At 64.8% G+C, this 17,719-nt stretch carries 17 protein-coding genes; 8 read left to right on the forward strand and 9 right to left on the reverse strand.

Annotation, left to right across the window (positions count from 1 at the left end; translation table 11 throughout):
• Position 1 precedes the first annotated feature (1 nt).
• From EDF57_RS21300 to EDF57_RS21315, 4 genes are all read right to left on the reverse strand, one after another.
• Positions 2–784, reverse strand: coding sequence for an ATP-binding cassette domain-containing protein (locus EDF57_RS21300; RefSeq protein ID WP_132266070.1), 783 nt, complete (start codon positions 782–784; stop codon positions 2–4).
• Positions 781–1,596, reverse strand: coding sequence for an ABC transporter permease (locus EDF57_RS21305; protein ID WP_132266072.1), 816 nt, complete (start codon positions 1,594–1,596; stop codon positions 781–783). The genes EDF57_RS21300 and EDF57_RS21305 overlap by 4 nt, the downstream gene beginning before the upstream one ends.
• A gap of 81 nt (positions 1,597–1,677) precedes the next feature.
• On the reverse strand, positions 1,678–2,772 hold the full coding sequence (locus tag EDF57_RS21310; protein WP_134095698.1) for a putative urea ABC transporter substrate-binding protein: 1,095 nt from the start codon (positions 2,770–2,772) through the stop codon (positions 1,678–1,680).
• A 194-nt stretch (positions 2,773–2,966) separates the two neighbouring features.
• The gene (locus tag EDF57_RS21315) at positions 2,967–3,440 is read right to left on the reverse strand and encodes a CopG family ribbon-helix-helix protein (protein ID WP_132266307.1); all 474 of its coding nucleotides are present in this window, start codon (positions 3,438–3,440) and stop codon (positions 2,967–2,969) included.
• A 292-nt stretch (positions 3,441–3,732) separates the two neighbouring features.
• Between EDF57_RS21315 and EDF57_RS21320 the strand changes: the two genes are divergently transcribed.
• The 4 genes from EDF57_RS21320 to EDF57_RS21335 all read left to right on the forward strand — a co-directional run bounded on the left by EDF57_RS21320 (position 3,733) and on the right by EDF57_RS21335 (position 9,729).
• Positions 3,733–4,821, forward strand: a complete 1,089-nt coding sequence (locus EDF57_RS21320) for an MBL fold metallo-hydrolase (protein ID WP_134095699.1) — start codon at positions 3,733–3,735, stop codon at positions 4,819–4,821.
• A 17-nt stretch (positions 4,822–4,838) separates the two neighbouring features.
• Positions 4,839–5,852, forward strand: a complete 1,014-nt coding sequence (locus EDF57_RS21325; protein WP_134095700.1) for an MBL fold metallo-hydrolase — start codon at positions 4,839–4,841, stop codon at positions 5,850–5,852.
• Between the two features lie 275 nt (positions 5,853–6,127).
• Positions 6,128–7,102 (forward strand): sterol desaturase family protein, encoded by a 975-nt coding sequence (locus EDF57_RS21330; protein ID WP_134095701.1) that lies wholly within the window; start codon positions 6,128–6,130, stop codon positions 7,100–7,102.
• A 206-nt stretch (positions 7,103–7,308) separates the two neighbouring features.
• Entirely contained in the window at positions 7,309–9,729 is a 2,421-nt protein-coding gene (locus tag EDF57_RS21335; protein ID WP_132266080.1) for a TonB-dependent receptor, read from the forward strand.
• A gap of 114 nt (positions 9,730–9,843) precedes the next feature.
• Here the strand turns inward: EDF57_RS21335 and EDF57_RS21340 are convergent, their stop codons facing one another.
• From EDF57_RS21340 to EDF57_RS21350, 3 genes are all read right to left on the reverse strand, one after another.
• Entirely contained in the window at positions 9,844–11,421 is a 1,578-nt protein-coding gene (locus tag EDF57_RS21340; protein WP_134095702.1) for a sulfotransferase, read from the reverse strand.
• A 142-nt stretch (positions 11,422–11,563) separates the two neighbouring features.
• Entirely contained in the window at positions 11,564–12,169 is a 606-nt protein-coding gene (locus EDF57_RS21345; protein WP_132266082.1) for a hypothetical protein, read from the reverse strand.
• A gap of 133 nt (positions 12,170–12,302) precedes the next feature.
• The gene (locus EDF57_RS21350; RefSeq protein WP_132266083.1) at positions 12,303–13,283 is read right to left on the reverse strand and encodes a sterol desaturase family protein; all 981 of its coding nucleotides are present in this window, start codon (positions 13,281–13,283) and stop codon (positions 12,303–12,305) included.
• Positions 13,284–13,564: 281 nt separating this feature from the next.
• On the opposite strand from EDF57_RS21350, the gene EDF57_RS21355 reads away from it, so the two are divergent.
• From EDF57_RS21355 to EDF57_RS25620, 3 genes are all read left to right on the forward strand, one after another.
• Positions 13,565–13,945 carry a hypothetical protein gene (locus tag EDF57_RS21355; RefSeq protein WP_243841192.1) on the forward strand — a complete coding sequence of 127 codons (381 nt, stop codon included), beginning with the start codon at positions 13,565–13,567 and terminating at the stop codon, positions 13,943–13,945.
• Positions 13,946–14,164: 219 nt separating this feature from the next.
• Entirely contained in the window at positions 14,165–15,175 is a 1,011-nt protein-coding gene (rsgA, locus tag EDF57_RS21360; protein WP_134095703.1) for a ribosome small subunit-dependent GTPase A, read from the forward strand.
• 5 nt (positions 15,176–15,180) lie between these two features.
• Positions 15,181–15,333, forward strand: coding sequence for a hypothetical protein (locus EDF57_RS25620; protein WP_165921400.1), 153 nt, complete (start codon positions 15,181–15,183; stop codon positions 15,331–15,333).
• A gap of 114 nt (positions 15,334–15,447) precedes the next feature.
• Here EDF57_RS25620 and EDF57_RS21365 read toward each other — a convergent pair whose 3' ends face one another.
• Both EDF57_RS21365 and bdcA read right to left on the reverse strand, forming a co-directional pair.
• A complete protein-coding gene (locus EDF57_RS21365) occupies positions 15,448–15,726 on the reverse strand; it encodes a hypothetical protein (protein WP_243654233.1) in 279 nt (92 codons plus the stop codon).
• Positions 15,727–15,914: 188 nt separating this feature from the next.
• Positions 15,915–16,628 (reverse strand): SDR family oxidoreductase, encoded by a 714-nt coding sequence (gene bdcA / locus EDF57_RS21370; RefSeq protein WP_132266089.1) that lies wholly within the window; start codon positions 16,626–16,628, stop codon positions 15,915–15,917.
• Between the two features lie 185 nt (positions 16,629–16,813).
• Between bdcA and EDF57_RS21375 the strand changes: the two genes are divergently transcribed.
• Positions 16,814–17,707, forward strand: coding sequence for a LysR family transcriptional regulator (locus EDF57_RS21375; protein ID WP_243841193.1), 894 nt, complete (start codon positions 16,814–16,816; stop codon positions 17,705–17,707).
• The last annotated feature ends 12 nt before the right edge of the window (positions 17,708–17,719 follow it).

The raw sequence follows: 17,719 nt of genomic DNA on the forward strand, positions 1-17,719 counted from the left end.
TTCAATTATTACCAATTACGTCAATAGTAATATTTTCGAGCTGTTCGGGTGCCGGCTCGGCACGCTCGCGCATCGGCAGGTCGTAGACCACGGTGGCGCCGAAACGGTGGGGCGCGTGGGGATCGTGACGACGCTTGTCGAGCGCCAGAACGCGGGTTCCCAGCGTGAAGGCCTCGCGGATGTCGTGCGTCACCATCACGATGGTCAGTGAATATTCCCGCCACAGGCGCAGGATCAGCGCATGCATGTCCGCACGGATGCCGGGATCGAGCGCGCCGAAGGGCTCGTCCAGGAGCAGGATGCGCGGCCTTTTCACCAAGGCCTGCGCGATTGCCAGACGCTGCTGCATGCCGCCCGAAAGGTGCGCCGGATAGAGGTCAAGGCTATGCCCCAGGCCCACGGCGGTCAGCATCGCCGTCGCCTCCTCCTCGGCCGCGCGCCGGGCACTGCCGAACAGGCGTCCGAGCAGGGGCGCCTTCTCGCACTCCAGGCCCAGGGTCGTGTTGCGCAGCGCCGTCAGGTGCGGGAACACCGAATAGCGCTGGAACACCACGCCGCGGTCAGGGCCGCATTCGGGCGTGAGCGGCGTTCCGTCCATCAGGATCTTGCCCTGGCTCGGCCCTTCCTGTCCCAGGATCAGCCGCAGGAAGCTGCTCTTGCCCGCCCCCGAGGGGCCGACGATGGAAACGAAGGAACCTTCCTCGATGTCGAGGTTGAGTTTCTCGATGATGATGCGGTCGCCGTATTCGACCCAGACATCGCAGAAGCGCAGCAGAGTGCTCAATGGCTTGCTCCATGGGCCCAGGGGAACAGTCGCCGGCTGAGGAACGTGAGGGCCACGTCGATCAGGATCGCCAGCAGGGCGATCCAGGCGACGTAAGGCAGGATCACATCCATCGAGAGATAGCGGCGAACGAGGAAAATGCGGTAGCCGAGGCCGACGTCCGAGGCGATCGCCTCGGCGGAAATCAGGAAGACCCAGGCCGGCCCGAGCGCCAGGCGCATCGCCTGGAGCAGCCGCGGCATCGCCTGCGGCAGCGCCACGCGGATCATCACCTGCCAACTGCTCGCGCCCAGGGTCTGCGCCTTGATGATCTGCTCGGTCGGCAGAGCGGCGACATGGGCCGTGATGTCGCGGATCATGACCGGGGCGATGCCCACCACGATCAGCGCGACTTTGGCCGTCTCGCCCAGCCCCAGCGCGATGAACAGGATCGGCAGCAAAGCGATCGGCGGAATGACGGCGATGCCGGTCACCAGCGGCCCGAAGGTAGCGCGTACCGGCGGCAGCACCCCCAGCGCCAGACCCACCATCAGCGCCATCAGCGTCGAGATGCCAAGGCCGATGCCCAGGCGCTGCAGACTGGCGAGGGTGTCCGCCCAGAACACCAGTTGTCCGGTGAGCTGGTCGGGCTGGAACAGCAGCGCCGACATGCTTTCGGCCATGGCCCCCGGCAGCGGCAGGATCTTGTCCGCCGGGTTTACCGCATGCCGGCTGGCGGCCATGACGATATAGACCAGCACGAGCAGCAGGATCGGCGTGGCTCCCAGGAACAGCCGCCCCCCTCGCCCGACGTGACGATTCACCCAGCGCATTGTCGTTGTCTCACTTTGCGAGATGTTGGCGTCGTGGCGGGTCGACTGCGAAACTGCCGCAATCGAACCCCGCCTGCCGAACTAGAGCTTTCCGTCAGCCGCCATCTTCATGAAGCTGTCGTCGAAACGCAGCGTGACGTGCTGCGCATCGCCCAGCGTCTTGCCGCCCGGGAAGGACATGCCGACGGCGTCGGCCGAGTTGGATCCCTTGAACAGCCCCTTGGAGAAGCTGAAGTCCCGCACCCGCGTCATCGTCGTGATCAGCGCCGGAGCATCCGTTGCGGCCACGGCGGACTTGGGATCGGCGTAGAGATGCGTGGTGCCGAGCTGGGAGTCGAAGGATTCCGGGGTGGCCCCCGCCAGCTTCGCCATGGCCGCGCGGGCGGCCTTGCCTTCGGCATCCTGGCGGATCATCAGCGCCGTCGTCTCGTACCAGATGCCCGCCAGCGCCTTGCCCAAGTTGGGATTGGCCTTGAGCGTGGCCGTATCCACGCAGAGCAGGTCGAGGATCTCTCCGGGAATGTCGGCGGAGCTGAACACCAGCTTCGCACCCGGCTGCGCCTTCATGGCGTTGAGCTGAGGATTCCAGGCGACGGCGACCTTGACGTCGGGGCTGGCAAAAGCTCCGACGATATCGGCATCGCCGGTATTGACCGTCTTCACGTCCTTCAGCGCCAAGCCCACCGAATTCAGGCCGCGCGCCAGGAGGTAATGCGAAACCGAAAGCTCGACCAGATTGACCGTCTGGCCCTTGATCGCCTTCAGATAGCCCCCTCCGGCATTCGAAATGCCTTTCATCAGCACGCCGTCGTTGCCGTTGGAATAGTCACCGACGATGATCGCGCTGGTGTCCTTGCCGCCAGCGGCCGGGATCGTCAGGGCGTCCATGTTAGCGACGGTCACGCCGTCCAGCTTGCCGGCCGTGTACTGGTTCACCGATTCAACGTAGTCGTTCACTTGCACGACGTTGATCTTGATGCCGTACTTGTCCGCCCACTTCTTCACGATGCCCGCCTGCTGGGCATAGGGCCAGGGCATCCACCCCGCGTAAATCGACCATCCGATATTGAACTCGGTGCGCTTGGGCGCCTCGCTCGGGCCTTGCGAGCAGGCTGCAGTGAGAAGCACGCCCGCCATCAACGTGGCCTTGGCAATGCGACGGATCGGTACGATCATGAGTCGGTCCCCTTTCGCAGTGCAACATTGCTGCGATTCGAAAGGTTGTCCATCGAAAATTATTACGCTGCGCGTGCTTTGTAATACTTGCGCCAGCTGCCGCGCGTGACGGCGCGGCACAGGGAGCGGTTGCTGCGGCCTCAAGAGCATGTGCGCGGGAACGCGCGATCCGCGCCCCGCTCGCGCCCGAGAGATCAGGCCGCCACTTCGTCCTCGGATTGGCGCTTGCGTGCGGCGCGGTCCGCCGTCCCCGCCAGCTCGTCCTGCTCATGCAGCGGCGGAAGCAGCGCCGTCGTGGTGACGAGCTGGAGCTGATGCACGCCGCGAATGGCGCGCAGGGCATCGCAGAGATCCTTCAGCCGCGCGGCAGGACCTTGCACCAGCAACACTTCGAGCGACTGGTCATCCTCCAGGAACACATGCTGCGAGGAGATGACCTCCTTCAGGTACTCCGCCTGGCTCTGCGCCAGTTGATGCCGCACCCGGCCCTTGTCGCCCCGGTAGACCAGGGTGATCGTGCCCGCCAGCATCTCTTCCGGCCGGGTCAGCGCTTCATGTTCGGCCAGGGCGTGACGGATCAGCTCGGCAATGAGCTGCGAGCGAGAAGGCAGTCCGCGTTCCTCGACCATCGCATCGAGCTGGCGGAACAGGTCGGCGGGAAGGCTCATGCTGAGCCGGGCCAGACTGGCGGCGTCGGTCTTCACGCTGCATCCCCTTGGGCCATCGTCATAATCCTTGCATCTGCGGCTTCGTCCCGAAAACCGGAGGGCGGGACGATCCTTTGCGATCGACGCTGGGCCGGTTGGGGGACGGGTGTCAAGAGCGTGCCGCGCTTCATGCCCAGAGGGTCCGCGCCCGAAACCCCGCCGTGTTACGGGGATAGCCCGTAAATATTACCATTGCAGAGTTTGGTAATATCGATAACGTGACGGACTTCGTGCGGACATATCGGGGAACTCCGTGGCGCAAAATCCAGCCTATAATTCCGCTTTGTCGGGCAATCCGCAGTCCGCCACCGCGCGGACCTATCCCAACGGCAACCCGGCGCTGGGCTACAACCCGCCCGGTGCGCGCCATACCGACAGCGCAGTGCCGCTGCACCGCAAGACGGCCGTGGTCCATGACTACGCCTGCGACGGTCCGGCACCGGGCAATCTGGCATTTCGCTGGACTTACGGCTCCAACGTCGCAGCCCGGAACCGCGATCCGCGCGTGCAGGTGGTGCAGTACAACGAGGATACGTTCGTGCTGCGGCAGAACGTCTGCGTCCATTGGGAAGCGCCGTTCACTTACCTCCTGTTCGGCAATGCCAGCGCGCTGCTGATCGATACCGGCGCTACCGCGAACGCGCAGGCCTATCCCCTGCGCGAAACGGTGGATGCCATCCTTGCCCGCTGGTGCCAGGCCCGCGGACGCAAGTCCGTGCCCCTGACGGTAGCGCTCACTTCGGGAGAGGATGCCGCACAGAACCAGGGACTGGTCCAGTTCGCAGGGCGGCCGGACACGACGATCGTGCCCAAGCCGCCTGCCCTCATGAAGCGCTTCTACGGTCTCGACGCAAGCTGGCCTTCCGGATCGGGCCGGATCGATCTGGGCGGCCGCGTCATCGGCGTCATCCCGACGCCGGGCACGCACCGGGACGGGGTCAGTTTCCACGACCCCTACTGCGATTTCCTGTTCACCGGCGACCTGCTGTTCCCCGGCAAGATCAACATCGGCAACGACCGCGATTTCGTCGCCTCGCTGGAGCGGCTGCGGGACTTCGTGCGGCAACAGCCGGTCAAGTGGCTGCTGGGCGGCCACGTCGAGATGATGTTCGTGCCGGGCAAATACTATCCCCGCTTCGCGACCTACAAACCCTATGAGCGGGTGCTGGAAATGACCCCGGACCTGATCGACGAGGCGCTCGCCCACGCGCGCGAGATCCAGGGCAAGGACATGATGCTGATCCGGCCGGACTTCGTCCTGTTCAACGGCGTCAGCCCCGACCAGAAGACCAGGGTCTGGCCCGAGGGCGTGCCCGACATCAACCCGCCGCGCCCCTTCTGACGCCAAGGACCCTCTCCATGGATCGCCGCACTTTCCTTTCGCGCAATGCCGCTGTCGCCGCCGTCCCGCTGACCGGGCTGTCCCTGGCGGCCCTCTCCGACACGGTGGCCGCCGCCGCGCGGCCGGCGCCCATCGATTTCACGAGCGACCTTCCTGCCGCCGGCAGTTTCCCCAAGCGCTGGATCTGCGGTTCGCCGTCCTGCATGGACAATACCGACCCGCCCGTTCAGGTCCATTGGTACAATCCGCATACGGCCATCCTGCGGCAGAACAAGGCTTACAGCTACGAGGCGCCGTTCGCTCCGCTCTACTTCGGCAACGACCGCGTGCTCCTGCTGGACGAAGGCTTCGTGCAGCTTCGCAACGACTGGGACCTGCGCGGCGTGGTGGACCAGTGCATCGACGACTGGTGCCGCCGCAACGGGCGCGATCCCGCCTCGCTGGAACTGCTCGTCGCGTTCAGCCACCTCCACGCCGACCACTACGCCGCGACCAACCAGTTCGCGGACCGGCCGAACACCCGATACATGGGCCTTACGCACGAGGAAATGGTCGGCTTCTGGGGCATGACCCGGTTTCCCGAAGAGCGCGTGACCCTGGACCTCGGCGACCGCGAGATCCTGATCTGGGGCTCGCCCGGCCATGTCGTGTCCGAGTTCACGTACTACGACAGCTACACGCAGATCCTATATACCGGCGACATGTTCTATCGCGGCCGATGCTACATCAGCTTCTGGCAGCCCTGGTTCGACAGCATGAAACGCTTGATCGATTTCTGCGACACCCATCCGGTCGCGCACGTCATGGGATGCCATGTCGAGATCAGCAAGGACGGGCAGGACTATCCCTATGGCCTGACCTACCAGCCGGACGAGGCCCCCGTGGAAATGACCGTGCAGCAATTGCGCGAGGCCTATGCCCATGCCCAGACGATCACCGAGCCCGGGATTTATTTTACCGGCACCGTGTTCCTCTGCAACCAGACGCGCGGGACGACCACCATCGACCGCAATCCCTATCGCTACGATTGAACCTTCCGCGGCGAATCGACATCCCGATTTCGCAGCGGAAGCACCGCTCCGACGATTGCGGCGATATGCGCCAGTGTTACCTCGCCGCCGAAAAACGGCATTAATCCTGCGTTTCCAGGCCGACTGTACCAAAACAAGTCAAACCGACATTAATACGCTTGACGAGAAACGTAATATCCATACCGTGTATCAAGTCGCCAGGCAGAGCGATGAAAATCCGGGAGAGAGAATCTGTAACAGCAGGCTGGTCCACTGGCCTGGATGGGGGGTTTTCGATGGAACAACTGCCAATCTCCTGCACGGTTCTCTCGGACAACGAGCGATCGGCCGACGCCGACCGGACCGCAGACACCACGAAGCAGTGGTTGTTCAATCTGGTGCCGCCGGCCTATCTCGTGGTGATCGCGGCGTTCTGGGCCTTCGCGCCCAAGGCGGTGATCGAAAACTCGTGGACGCTGATCGTCAGCTCCTCCCTGATCACGCTCAGCGTGCTGGGGCTGGAATGGGTGAATGAGCGCCACGCCGGCTGGCGCATGAATCGGCGCGAATTCTTTACCGACCTGTTCTACGTGGTGCTGGGCGCGACTGCCATTTCCTGGGTTTCGACCCATCTGGCGGAAGATCCGCTGAAGGCGCTGAAGCAGTCGCTGGGCATCACCACCGAATGGGCCGCGCTTTTGCCCTTCCTGGTGCAGGTTGCCCTGGTGATCGTGGTGATCGAGTTCGGGCAGTACTGGATGCACCGCCTGATGCACAATTTCACGCCCTTCTGGCTGACCCATGCACCGCATCACCATATCACCCAGCTCAACGCCGCGAAGGGCTACGTCGGCAACCCCATCGAACTGTTCCTGATCGGCCTGAGCGTGCTGGCCCTGTTCGACCTGTCGGCCGCCGCCGTGTTCTGCGGGCTGAACATCCTGGGCGCGGTCTCCACGTTCGCCCATGCCAATGTGCGCGCGGATCCGCCGAAGTTCTATTCGCTCTTCTTCACGACGATCCGGCACCACAGCCTGCATCACTCGACCGATTACGAGAGCACGCGCTGCAACTACGCCAATTCGCTGATCCTGCTGGACCGCCTGTTCGGCACTTACCGCGAGGGCGAGGCCAGCGTCGTCGGACAGGACGACCTCCGTCGCCTGTCGATCCGGGAACAGTTCGTTTTCCCCTTCCGCCCCCTGCTCGACCGTGCCCAGGCGCGCCGAGCGGAAGCGAAGCGCGGCAATTCGGTGCGGGCGACCGGCTGATCCTCCGGGATCGAACCGGCCGCAGTGAAACGCCGCACTGAAACGAAGACCCTCGACCCGCCGAAGGGCGATGTCGGGAACCAGAGACGCGCAGGCGCGACATCCACGAAGATGGCCGGCCCGTCATGCCAATAAAAGCGGTACCCGAGACCTTCGGCGCAGGCAGGCCGGAGCCCGGGGAACCTCAGCCAAGGACAGGGAAGCACATGACACATCGCGCGAAATTGAGGGCAGCGCTGCTGACCGCAACATTCTTCACGGGCGCCGCCGGTGCCACGCAGGCCATGGCACAGGACGCCCAGGACGCACCCGCCGCGGCCATCCAGGAAGGTGACGCCATCGTCGTCACCGGAACGCGCCGCGCCACGACGATCATGGATACGCCGATCAACATCTCCGCGATCGGCGCCGAAGAACTCTCGCGCCAGCGGATCGACGACGTGCGCGACCTGGCGGACTTCACCCCCGGCCTGACGATCTCGGATACCGGCCCGGGATCGACCGGCTCCATCGTCCTGCGCGGCCTCAACGCCTCGGATGTCGATTCCAACGGTGCCAACTACGACGACTCCCTCGGCATCTACCTGGGCGAAGTGCCGCTCTTCTACGATTTCAAGCTGCTCGACATCGCGCGCGTGGAAACCCTGCTCGGCCCGCAAGGCACGCTCTACGGCCTTGGCACGCTGGCCGGCGCCATTCGCTATATTCCCAATCGCCCGAACGTGGAGGAATTCGAAGGCGAGGTTCACGGCCGCCTCACCACGAAAAGTCACTCCGACAACTTCGGCTACCAGCTGGACGGGATGATCAACATTCCGCTGGTGCGCGACCATGTCGCCTTCCGCTCGGCCACCGGATATTACTACGATCCGGGCTTCATCGACTATCCGCTGCTGCTGCAGACGCCCGGCGTTTCCCTACCCCAGCCCGGCGGCACGGACGGTGTCACCCGTGAAGAGTTCGCCGCCAATCTGCGCCGCAGCAAGGACCTGAACTTCGAGCGGACCTTCACCACCCGCAACCAGTTGCTGATCCAGACCACCGAAGACCTCAAGGCGATCTTCACTTACGCCTTCCAGCGCACCCGCACGGACGGCGCCCAGTCCAACAGCAACGGCGTGCTGGGCACCGGCAAGTATCAGAACGCCGCCCGCTACGAGGAGCCGGTCAACCGCCGCGCCCACCTTGCCAGCATGGAGATCAACGCGAACATCGCCGATATCGTCGATCTCGTCTCCACCACCGCCTATACCAACGTGCGCACCCGCAGCCAGACCGACAACACCGACCTGCTGCTGGATCTCGACTACGACTACGAACTGTTCCCCGCCTTCTCCAGCTGGAACGAAAGCGACGGCCGCCGCAAGCAGTTCAACCAGGAGATTCGACTGGTCTCGCGACATGGCGGCCCGTTCAACTGGGTTCTGGGCGGCTTCTACAACCAGCAGAAGTACCATAACGACTATGCCGAGCATACGCCTGGCCTGTCCGACTTCTACGGCGTCACCGGCAATCCCGACGATCTCGAATATGTCAGCTACACCAAGTCGAAGGTGACCGAAAAGGCAGTCTTCGGCGAAGGCACCTTCAAGATCACGCCGGAATGGCAGATCACCGGCGGCGCTCGCTACTTCAAGTACAGTTCCGACGTGCAGGGCGCGCTGGTGCTGCCCCTGCTGGGCGACCCGCTCAGCCCCTACGATGTCGATCCCGCCGGCGGCAAGGCCAAGAAGGACGGCTGGGTGTGGAAGCTCAACACCTCGTACAACTTCACGCCTGACTTCATGGTCTACGGCACGTACAGCAAGGGCTATCGCATCGGCGGCCCGAACCGCGTGGCGCCATGCCCCGATCCGGTTCCGGCCAACCAGCAGAACGCCTGCGCCCTGCCGAACGAAGTCCAGTACGGACCCGACAAGACGCGCAATGCGGAAATCGGCGTGCGCATGCAACTGTTCGACCGTAAGCTGTCCTTCAACTTCGATGTCTTCCACATCAAGTGGGACGGCATCCAGGTCGACTCCGCCACGTACTACGGCGTGACCGGAATCACCGTCAATGGCGGTTCGGCCAAGTCGCAGGGCTTCGAAACCTCGTTCCAGTTCAAGCCGGTGCCGCAGCTGGCGATCCAGGGCAGCTATTCCTACACCGATGCGAAGCTGACCGAGGACGTGCCGGGGATCATCACCATCCGCACGACACCGAACGACTACGACGGGCGGCCGAAATTCACGCAGCTCGACGCGCTTTCGGGCGACCGGCTTCCCGGCTCGGCCAAGAACGCGGGCAGCCTGGGTGCGACTTACACCGTCCCGATGGGCGAAGGCAGCATCAGCGCCAACTGGACGGCGACCTACCGCGGCAACGTCGTCTCGCGCATCGGCTGGGACCGCGGCTACGGGGACAAGATCCCCAGCTACGTCCTGCACCGCGCGACCTTGTCCTACGAGACGGACAAGTACACCGTCAGCCTCTTCGCGAACAACATCTTCGACAAGTACGCAGTCGTCTCTGTGGGTCAGGACCGTTCGCGCATCGGCGTCAACGACGGTGTCGCCGTGCGCTACTACCGCCAGACCGTGGTCAACCCGCGCACGGTCGGCGTGGAAGCACGGATCAAGTACTGAGAAACGTCGGATAGCAGGGGGAATGGGGCACAGCGCAGCGCTCCATTCACCCTGCGCCGATCATCGCAGGCGCCGCCGCCTTCCGAGGCGGCGGCGCTTGTCCTTTTCGGGAGGCTAGACCTCGATGCCCTGGGTGCGCAGCCAGTCGCGCGCGGGGGACAGCGCCGCCTCGTAAGCGCGCCACTTGCCTATCCCGTCCCGGTTCATCGGCCGGCGGACCTGCGCCGCGCTGGGGGTGGCGACGGCCGAGCGGTTCTCGTGAAAGGACAGGCACGCCGCGTCCCAATCCAGGCCGCAATGCTCCAGCAGCCTGCGCGTTTCCCCTTCCTGGTCCGTGACCAGCGCTTCGTAGGACAGTTGCAGCACGCGGCCGGGCCAGATTTCCTCCCACAGCGCAAGCAGCCGGTCGAAACGCGCATAGTAGCGCGCCGTATCCATGAGATCGTAGGAATAGGCGTAGTAGGCCGACTGGCTGGCGAAGAGGTTCTTGAAGTTGCTCCACACCGTGTCCAGCGGATGACGGCGCAGGCAGACCACTCTCGCTTCCGGCAGGGCGCGCAGGATATGGCCGATGTAGAGGAAATTCGCGGGCAGCTTGTCCGTGAAGCGCGGCTTCTCACCGGTGCGGTGAACTTTGGCGCGCGCCAGATAGGCCGCGCCAAGCGCTGCGGGTTCGATCCGGCCGCTGGCCGCGACGGTCTCGGGGTCGATGACCTGCCGCGAAGGCGCGCCGGGCAGATGTGGCAGCGCCAGTTGCTTGACCGCCAGCGGCATGGCCTGAAGTTCGCCCGCAGCCTCCACGGCCGGATGAGAAGACAGGATGCGATCCACCAGCGTCGTGCCGGTGCGCGGCATGCCCACCACGAATATCGGCGCTTCGCTGCCATCCCCCGCGCCGCGCGCCAGTTCGGCGGGCTTTCCCCCGAACTGAGCCTCGATCGCGTCGAAGATGGCTGCGTCCTGCGCGAAGTCGTAGCGGAGCGCGCGTTTCTGCGCGGCATTGGCCGCAGACAAGTGCGCCAGCGAGGCGGCACTCTCGCCGAGGTCCTCCAGTTCGCGGGACAGCGCGTAACGGATGCGCAGCGCATCTTCCGGCCGCGGGACCGAGGCCAGCGCCGCCTCCAGCCGCGGGACATGGTGGCTCTGCACCGACTGCCGCGACAGGATCGCCAGGGCATAATGCGCGCGGCCATGCCCCGGATCGCGCGCCAGGATCGCCTCGTAGTGGTCCCGCGCCGCTTCGACCTTGCCGGTAAAGCCGCAGGCAGCAGCCAGGTTGTAACGGTAGTCGAGGTTTTCGGGCTCGCCATCCACCGCCGCGCTGAAAGGCGCCAGCGATCCCGCATGGTCGCCAAGCCGCGCCAGGACGCAGCCGATGGTATCGAAGGTGAGCGGATCGCCCGGCCCCGCCGCCATCGCGCCACGCGCTGCCGCGCCCGCCTCTCCCTCGCGCCGGACGAGAACGAGCAATCTGGCGAGCTGCGCCAGATGCTCTGCCTGCCCGCCCCGCGCGGCAGCGGCCTCGATCAGGGGAATGGCCTTGGCCACATGGCCGGCTTCCGCCGCCGCCAAGCCCAGCAGGAAGTAACCCTCGGCCCGAAGCGGATCGGCCGCGACCAGTTGCTGCGCCGCTGCGGCAGCCTGCGACAGATCGCCCTGCGCGAGCGCGGCACGCGCCTGTCGCTCAAGCATCGCGGGCGAAACGGCCGTCAGCAAGACAGGAAATCACCCATCGCTATCGTCATGCTTTGCAGAACCATGAGGGAGAGAAACCATATGCGCCCGCACAAGTCCATCTCATCCGGCGCGGCCGATGCCCGGGCCTTGCGACCGGCTACGATCCCAGCAACTTCTTTTTGAACAGGGACCGGACGAGCCTGTCCTCCAGAATGCGCCCCACGACATAGAGCGACGCGAAGATACCGGCGAAGACATAACCGGGCGTGGGGGAGTGCTTCTTGTCCTTTTCCTTGGGCTTCTTCGGATCCTTCTTTTCGGGAGCAGGAGCGCCCAGCGCCTTGTCGATGAAATTCATCGGCAGCGCCGCGTCATCCCTGGCCGATTTCGCGCTCTTGCTTTCGGTCTCCGCGGCGGGCTTTTCGAACTTGCCCAGAACGACGGTCAGCTGGGCAAACGCCAGGAAAAGCAGAGGCGCCAGAAAGCAGAACAGCAGGGCACGGCTGGTCAGGTGGTAATGGAGCACCGATCCGGCCAGCCCCTTCTCGATCCGCAGCACGCCGCCGTCGAACACGGACATCTTGTCCTGGGCGGCCTGGTCCTTCTTCTGGAAGACCAGCCGGTCGCTGTTGCGCTCGTGGCTGGTGCCGGTCTGGCGAAAAAGCGGACGAAGTCTGTCAAAGGCATCGTCGCCGGACTGGTCGGGCGCGAGAGCCAGGCTGCCCCGGACATGCCAGATCCAGTCGATGAAACGCAGGTTCATGTGATCTCCTTGTGGAGAGTCCCGCCCTGCCGCTTCGCGCGGCAGGGCTGAAGCCGGGCCGCGAACGACCGCTTCGGGCAAGGCATGGCGGAGCGAAGAGGCCGACCGTGCAGGCAGGCGCTCACTCTGGCGCTCACTCGGCCGGTACCGCCTCGGGACGGGCGACGCGCTCCTTCAGCGTTTTCCAGCCCTCGGTGAAGGGATAGGTCATCTGCTCGCGGATCGACATGCGGCGGCCGCCTTCCATGCCGAGCAGCTCTGCCTCGCCATCGACGCAAGTGCCGAAGATGCGGTCGATGAAGATGAAGGTATTGGAATAATTGCTGCGGCTGGCCTCGAAGTCCTGCGAATGGTGCAGGCTGTGATGCTCGGTGGTGTTGAACAGGAAGCGCCACCAGCGCGGGCTGTTGAAGCGCACGTTGATATGCTGGTACGTCCCGATCGCCATGCCGAAAGCCCCGGCCAGCAGCGCGGCGCGCGGCAGGAAATCGAAGAAACCGCCGATACCCAGGCCGATCAGGAACAGCTCGGTCGGGTTGCCCACGGCGCCCTTGTTGATGTTCAGCTGGGTTATATAGTGGTGCACCGAGTGCGACAGCCACAAGGGGTACCAGTTGTGCATCCCGCGATGCATCCAGTATTGCCCGAAGTCGAAGATGAAGGCGATCAGGAAAGCCTGCAGCAGCAGCGGCATGCCGAGGAACCAGGTGAACTTGTCCGAGTGGAAGAAGTGCTGGATGCCCTCGATCATCGCGCCATCGCCGATGTAGCCATCGACCATGCGGAGCGCGGTATAGCCTAACCCGACGTAGAAAAGGTCGGTCACCAGTTCCTTCCAGGTGAGGTTCCAGCTTTCGTGGCGGGGGAATTTCCATTCCATCGCCAGCAGCAGCACCTTGAAGCCGATGCCGATGCCGATCGCGGTCGAGGCCTTGGCGATGGAATTGGGAGCATAGTACCAGAACAGGATCAGCGCGAAGAGCACTGTGGGCTGGAACCAGGTGAAAACGAACTGCTTGACCGGACCGCCCTCGACCCGGGGAATGTTTTCCCAGCCCACCGTGACCGGTGCCTGAGTGCCTATCAGCCTTTTACCTACGCGAACTCCGTCCATGCGCCTGCCCTCGTATTATTCTTCCACCCGTCTTAGTAATACTAATTGGAATCATAGTAATACGGAGTCGTGCTCGCGTCTACAGCATATCGTCGCTAATCGTGCCGGGACCTGCGGGTTTTGGATCGACTGCCACATTCCTGCAGGAAAGCCATGCTCGGCGCGCCGCGCCTTGGTAGCCTCCCCGCTCCCAATGCAGACGCTGGCGCGATTCGCCGAGAAGGCTTGATTTCCCTGCCCCTGGAGTGGCACATAAGGGCATGCTTCCAGAAACCCGCGCGATGATCGCCGCAGCAGCTTACGCCTTTGTCGCCGGCAAGAAAGTCGCCGGAGTGTTCGATCATTCGGCCAAGCGCGATCTGCAGATCGCCGCAGAGAGCCGGGGCACCCAGTTGCAGGGCTTCGATGGCGACCGCGCGGTGAAGTTCGGCGGCACCCTTCCCGAGATCTACGACACCGGCGCAGAAGCCTTCGTTTCCATGGAGATCGACGGTGCCAAGGTCCGCGGCCACGACCGCGGCGCCGACCACGCCTATTCCGCCCAGGTCACTGACCATTTCGTCCAGCTGTACGATTACGGCGAAAGCGCGTGGTTCACTTTCGACATTCGGGGCGCCGAACCGGGCTACGGCTATCATCGCGGTGCCGAGGCCAGCAGCTGATAGCGCCGCGTTCGGGGCGGCTGCCACGCCCCTTGCCGCCGGACTGCGGCTTTTTGCGAACTGGGCATATCCAACGGCCCCGTTGATGTGTATGCGCCGTGATGATCCGGCGCCGATCGATGGGACCTCGCCGCGTCACGCCGCCGCGCGGCTGCCGCCCGGCGTTTCAGCACCGCCCGCAGCTTTGCGGACATCGACAGGAAAGCCCCTTCGCTGCTCATGGATGCGCCCCTCCCTTCGCTGGCAGACCTCGGCTGGAGGCCGTTCTTCAGCAACCAGCTCTCCGATGACGAACGGCGCGATACCCTGCCGGTACGGATCATGGCCGTCTATCGCGGCCTCGTCACCGTCGTCGGCGCCGAGTTCGAGGGGCTGATATCGTCGCGCCTGCCTGCTTCCCGGGGACCGGAGGACCGCCCCGCCGTGGGCGACTGGATGCTCGTCGGGCGGGAAAAGCACGAAGCGCAGCGCCTGCTGGACCGTGAAAACCTGTTCAAGCGCCCCGCGCCCGGCAACGACCGCCGGGTCCAGCTGATTGCCGCCAATGTCGATACGCTGTTCATCGTCACTTCGTGCAACCAGGATTTCAGCGTGCCGCGGCTGGAGCGCTATCTGGTGCTGGCTCGCGAAGTGGGCGTCACGCCCGTGCTCGTGCTCACCAAGATCGACCTGACGGATCGGCTCGACCATTTCCGCAAGGCCGCGCTGGGGCTTCAGGCCGACCTCGAGATAGAAACCGTCAACGCCCGCGACCCTGAGAGCGTCGCCCATCTCTCTCTTCGCTGCGGCCCCGGGCAGACGGTGGCGCTGATGGGCTCTTCCGGCGTCGGCAAATCCACCCTGGTCAACAGCCTGCGCGGGTCCGACAGCATCGCCACCCAGGCCGTGCGCGAGCATGACGGCAAGGGCCGCCACACCACGACCGTGCGCGAAATGCACCGGCTGACGGGCGGCGGCTGGTTACTCGACACCCCGGGCATGCGCGAATTCAAGCTGGCCGAGGCCGCCACCGGCCTTGCCGAAGTGTTCGACGACATCACGCTTCTCGCCAGCGAATGCCGCTTTTCCAATTGCGGGCATCACAAGGAGCCGGGCTGCGCGATACAGGCAGCGCTCGCCGCAGGCACGCTGGAGCCCGAGCGGTTGGAACGCTGGCGCAAGCTCTCCGCCGAAGACATCAACAACACCGCTGGCGTGCCCGAACGGCGTGGCCGCAGCGACAGGAGATAAACACCGTGGCTGACCTCTATCTCAAGGCTCTGGAGTCCGAACGCAGGAGCCTCTGGGCCGAATGCCGCCTGAAAGGCCTTCCGAAGGGCTCGCCCGAGCGGCTGCGGATCGACGAACTGGACAAGCTCCTGGCCGAACACAAGGCCCGCAAGGCCTGAAGACTTCGCCGAAGGATGCCCGCATGGGCATCGGACGGCGGCACTGCGAACGTCAAGCGCGCGCTCACGCCTGGATGCTGTCGCCAGCACCAGGCAAAGCGCACTAGTCGCAGCCTAGTTCACGACGTGGATCTGTGCTGCCGGGGTGGTGATGAGTTCCACCGGGTCTTCCGGGCGGCGGCTGTCGGCCGAAGCCATGATGGCGTCGTGCTCGGCAAAGACCCGCTCGATTTCTGCCCGCTTGTCGAAAATCATGCGGGCAACGCCGGCCGTCATGCCGCCTTCGTCTCCCACGCGCCCCAGAACGCCGGCCAGGTCTTCCAGCGTGGCCTTTTCCGCCGAGCCGTGAAGGCCCCCCTTTGAATCACGATACGCAATGCATTCGTTTGCCACTACCGAGTCTCCTCAACGTAACCAAGAATGCGCGCCTCGTGGAAGGGTTTCAATTGGGCTATCGGAGTAGGGGTAATTTGGTCTTGCGCATGAGGGAAAGCCGCAACGCGCAGACGGACCGGACGAGGAAATACCCTCGCCCGGCCCCTGTTGCTAAAGTGGCTGAAGCCTTTTCAGCGCTCTGACGATCAAGCCCCGAAGCCGCCGTCGATGGTCTGCATGGAGCCGGTGATCATCGCCCCGTGCGGGCCGGCGACGAAGGCCGCGAGTTCGGCGATCTCGCTCGCATGGGCATGGCGCTTGATCGCCATGAAGCTGTGCATGGTGGCTGCCATGGGTCCTTCGGCCGGGTTCATTTCGCTGTCGGTCGGGCCGGGCTGGATGCTGTTGACGGTGATGCCCCGGTCGCCGAAATCGCGTGCCAGGCCGCGCACCATGCCCTGCATGGCCGCCTTGGTCAGGGCATAGGCCGCCCCGCCCGCGAAAGGCATGCGGTCTGCATTGACCGATCCGATGACGATGATGCGGCCATCGGCGTTCATCCGGCGTCCCGCTTCCACGGCGGCGTGATAGGGCGCGCGAACATTGATGTCGATCATGCGGTCGACCGCGTCGGCATCGAGTTCCAGCGGATCGCCCAGCACCAGCGTTCCGGCATTGACGACCAGCACGTCCAGTGCGCCGCGTCCGGCCACGGTAGCGATCACTTCGCCGCGATCGGCGCTGTCGGCGCGGATCGCCACGGCGCCGGTTTCCGCTGCCAGGGCCTCGGCCGCTTCGCGCGAACCGGCGTAAGTGAAGGCGACATCGCCGCCACCGGCGGTGAACCGGCGGACGATCGCAGCGCCGATTCCGCGGCTGCCGCCGAGGATCAGGACGTTCTTGCCAGTGAATTCATTCATGACCTTGTCTCCATTCTCGTGGTTGTCTCTCAGGCTCTGGAACCAGATCCTGCCGGTGGGCCGCCTCCCCGGGAAGGTCCCGGCAAGGTGGTTCGGCCCGCCCTCTGGACTTGTAGATGCCTTGCGGGCATCGTTCGAACTAGCCGGCAAATGCCGGAACTGGACGACGGGATTTCCGAACAATGATGAAGTTCGACGGGATCGTGGCTTTCCTCACCACGGCCGACGCAGGATCCATCAGCGCGGCATCGCGGCGGCTTGGCCTGGCCAAGTCCGTGGTGAGCGAGCGGCTGGCCGAACTGGAGCGCTCGCTGGGCGCGACGCTCCTCCAACGTTCGACGCGCAAACTCTCCCTGACCAGCAGCGGCCAGACCTTCCTGCCCCGCGCCCGGCGAATCCTGCGCGAGGCGGAGGAAGCCGCCGCGGAACTGGCGGCCCGCAGCGGCAGACTGTCCGGCCCGCTCCGGCTTTCCGCCCCGGTCGGCTTCGGCATCCTGCATCTGGGTCCCGCACTCGCGCGATTTCTTGGCGAATATCCCGATATCGAGGTCTCGTTGGAGCTTGATGACGGCTTCGTCGATGCGGCCAGCGACGGCTTCGATGCCGTGTTGCGGCACGGTGCGGTGGGCGATGGCCGCCTGATCGCCCGCCGCCTGGCCGCCAGCCGGCGCCTGCTGGTCGCCTCGCCCGCATATCTCGAGCGGGAGGGCCGGCCCGTCTCGCTGGCGGAACTGGAGCGCCACCGCGGCATCCTCTATTCGAACAGGTCAGGCGACTGGCGCTTCGCCACGGAGACGGGATGGTCCGTGATCCGCCCGAATGCAGGGCTCCGCGTCAATAACGGACTGGTCATGCGCGATGCCGCCGCAGCGGGCCTCGGCATCGCCCTGCTGCCCAGTTTCTTCGTGCACGACGCCGTCCGCAGCGGAACCCTGGAAGAGATCGACATCGGGCTTCAGGCCGAGGGCGCGGAGTTGTTCCTTGCCTATCCCCGCGACCACGGCGCCGCCCCCAAGATCCGCGCCCTGGCCGAAAGCCTGCGCCGCAGCTTCGGCGATCCACCCTACTGGGAATCGTGAGCGAGCCCCCTG

Source organism: Novosphingobium sp. PhB55 (genome assembly GCF_004368805.1).
Taxonomy (GTDB): Bacteria; Pseudomonadota; Alphaproteobacteria; order Sphingomonadales; family Sphingomonadaceae; genus Novosphingobium.

Excerpts from the sequence above, each read along its gene's own strand:
- EDF57_RS21305 (WP_132266072.1), bottom strand. The coding sequence starts at position 1,596 with ATGCGCTGGGTGAATCGTCACGTCGGGCGAGGGGGGCGGCTGTTCCTG.
- EDF57_RS21310 (WP_134095698.1), bottom strand. The coding sequence starts at position 2,772 with ATGATCGTACCGATCCGTCGCATTGCCAAGGCCACGTTGATGGCGGGC.
- EDF57_RS21315 (WP_132266307.1), bottom strand. The coding sequence starts at position 3,440 with ATGAGCCTTCCCGCCGACCTGTTCCGCCAGCTCGATGCGATGGTCGAG.
- EDF57_RS21325 (WP_134095700.1), top strand. The coding sequence starts at position 4,839 with ATGGATCGCCGCACTTTCCTTTCGCGCAATGCCGCTGTCGCCGCCGTC.
- EDF57_RS21330 (WP_134095701.1), top strand. The coding sequence starts at position 6,128 with ATGGAACAACTGCCAATCTCCTGCACGGTTCTCTCGGACAACGAGCGA.
- EDF57_RS21335 (WP_132266080.1), top strand. The coding sequence starts at position 7,309 with ATGACACATCGCGCGAAATTGAGGGCAGCGCTGCTGACCGCAACATTC.
- EDF57_RS21340 (WP_134095702.1), bottom strand. The coding sequence starts at position 11,421 with ATGCTTGAGCGACAGGCGCGTGCCGCGCTCGCGCAGGGCGATCTGTCG.
- EDF57_RS21345 (WP_132266082.1), bottom strand. The coding sequence starts at position 12,169 with ATGAACCTGCGTTTCATCGACTGGATCTGGCATGTCCGGGGCAGCCTG.
- EDF57_RS21350 (WP_132266083.1), bottom strand. The coding sequence starts at position 13,283 with ATGGACGGAGTTCGCGTAGGTAAAAGGCTGATAGGCACTCAGGCACCG.
- EDF57_RS21355 (WP_243841192.1), top strand. The coding sequence starts at position 13,565 with ATGATCGCCGCAGCAGCTTACGCCTTTGTCGCCGGCAAGAAAGTCGCC.
- rsgA (WP_134095703.1), top strand. The coding sequence starts at position 14,165 with ATGGATGCGCCCCTCCCTTCGCTGGCAGACCTCGGCTGGAGGCCGTTC.
- bdcA (WP_132266089.1), bottom strand. The coding sequence starts at position 16,628 with ATGAATGAATTCACTGGCAAGAACGTCCTGATCCTCGGCGGCAGCCGC.
- EDF57_RS21375 (WP_243841193.1), top strand. The coding sequence starts at position 16,814 with ATGAAGTTCGACGGGATCGTGGCTTTCCTCACCACGGCCGACGCAGGA.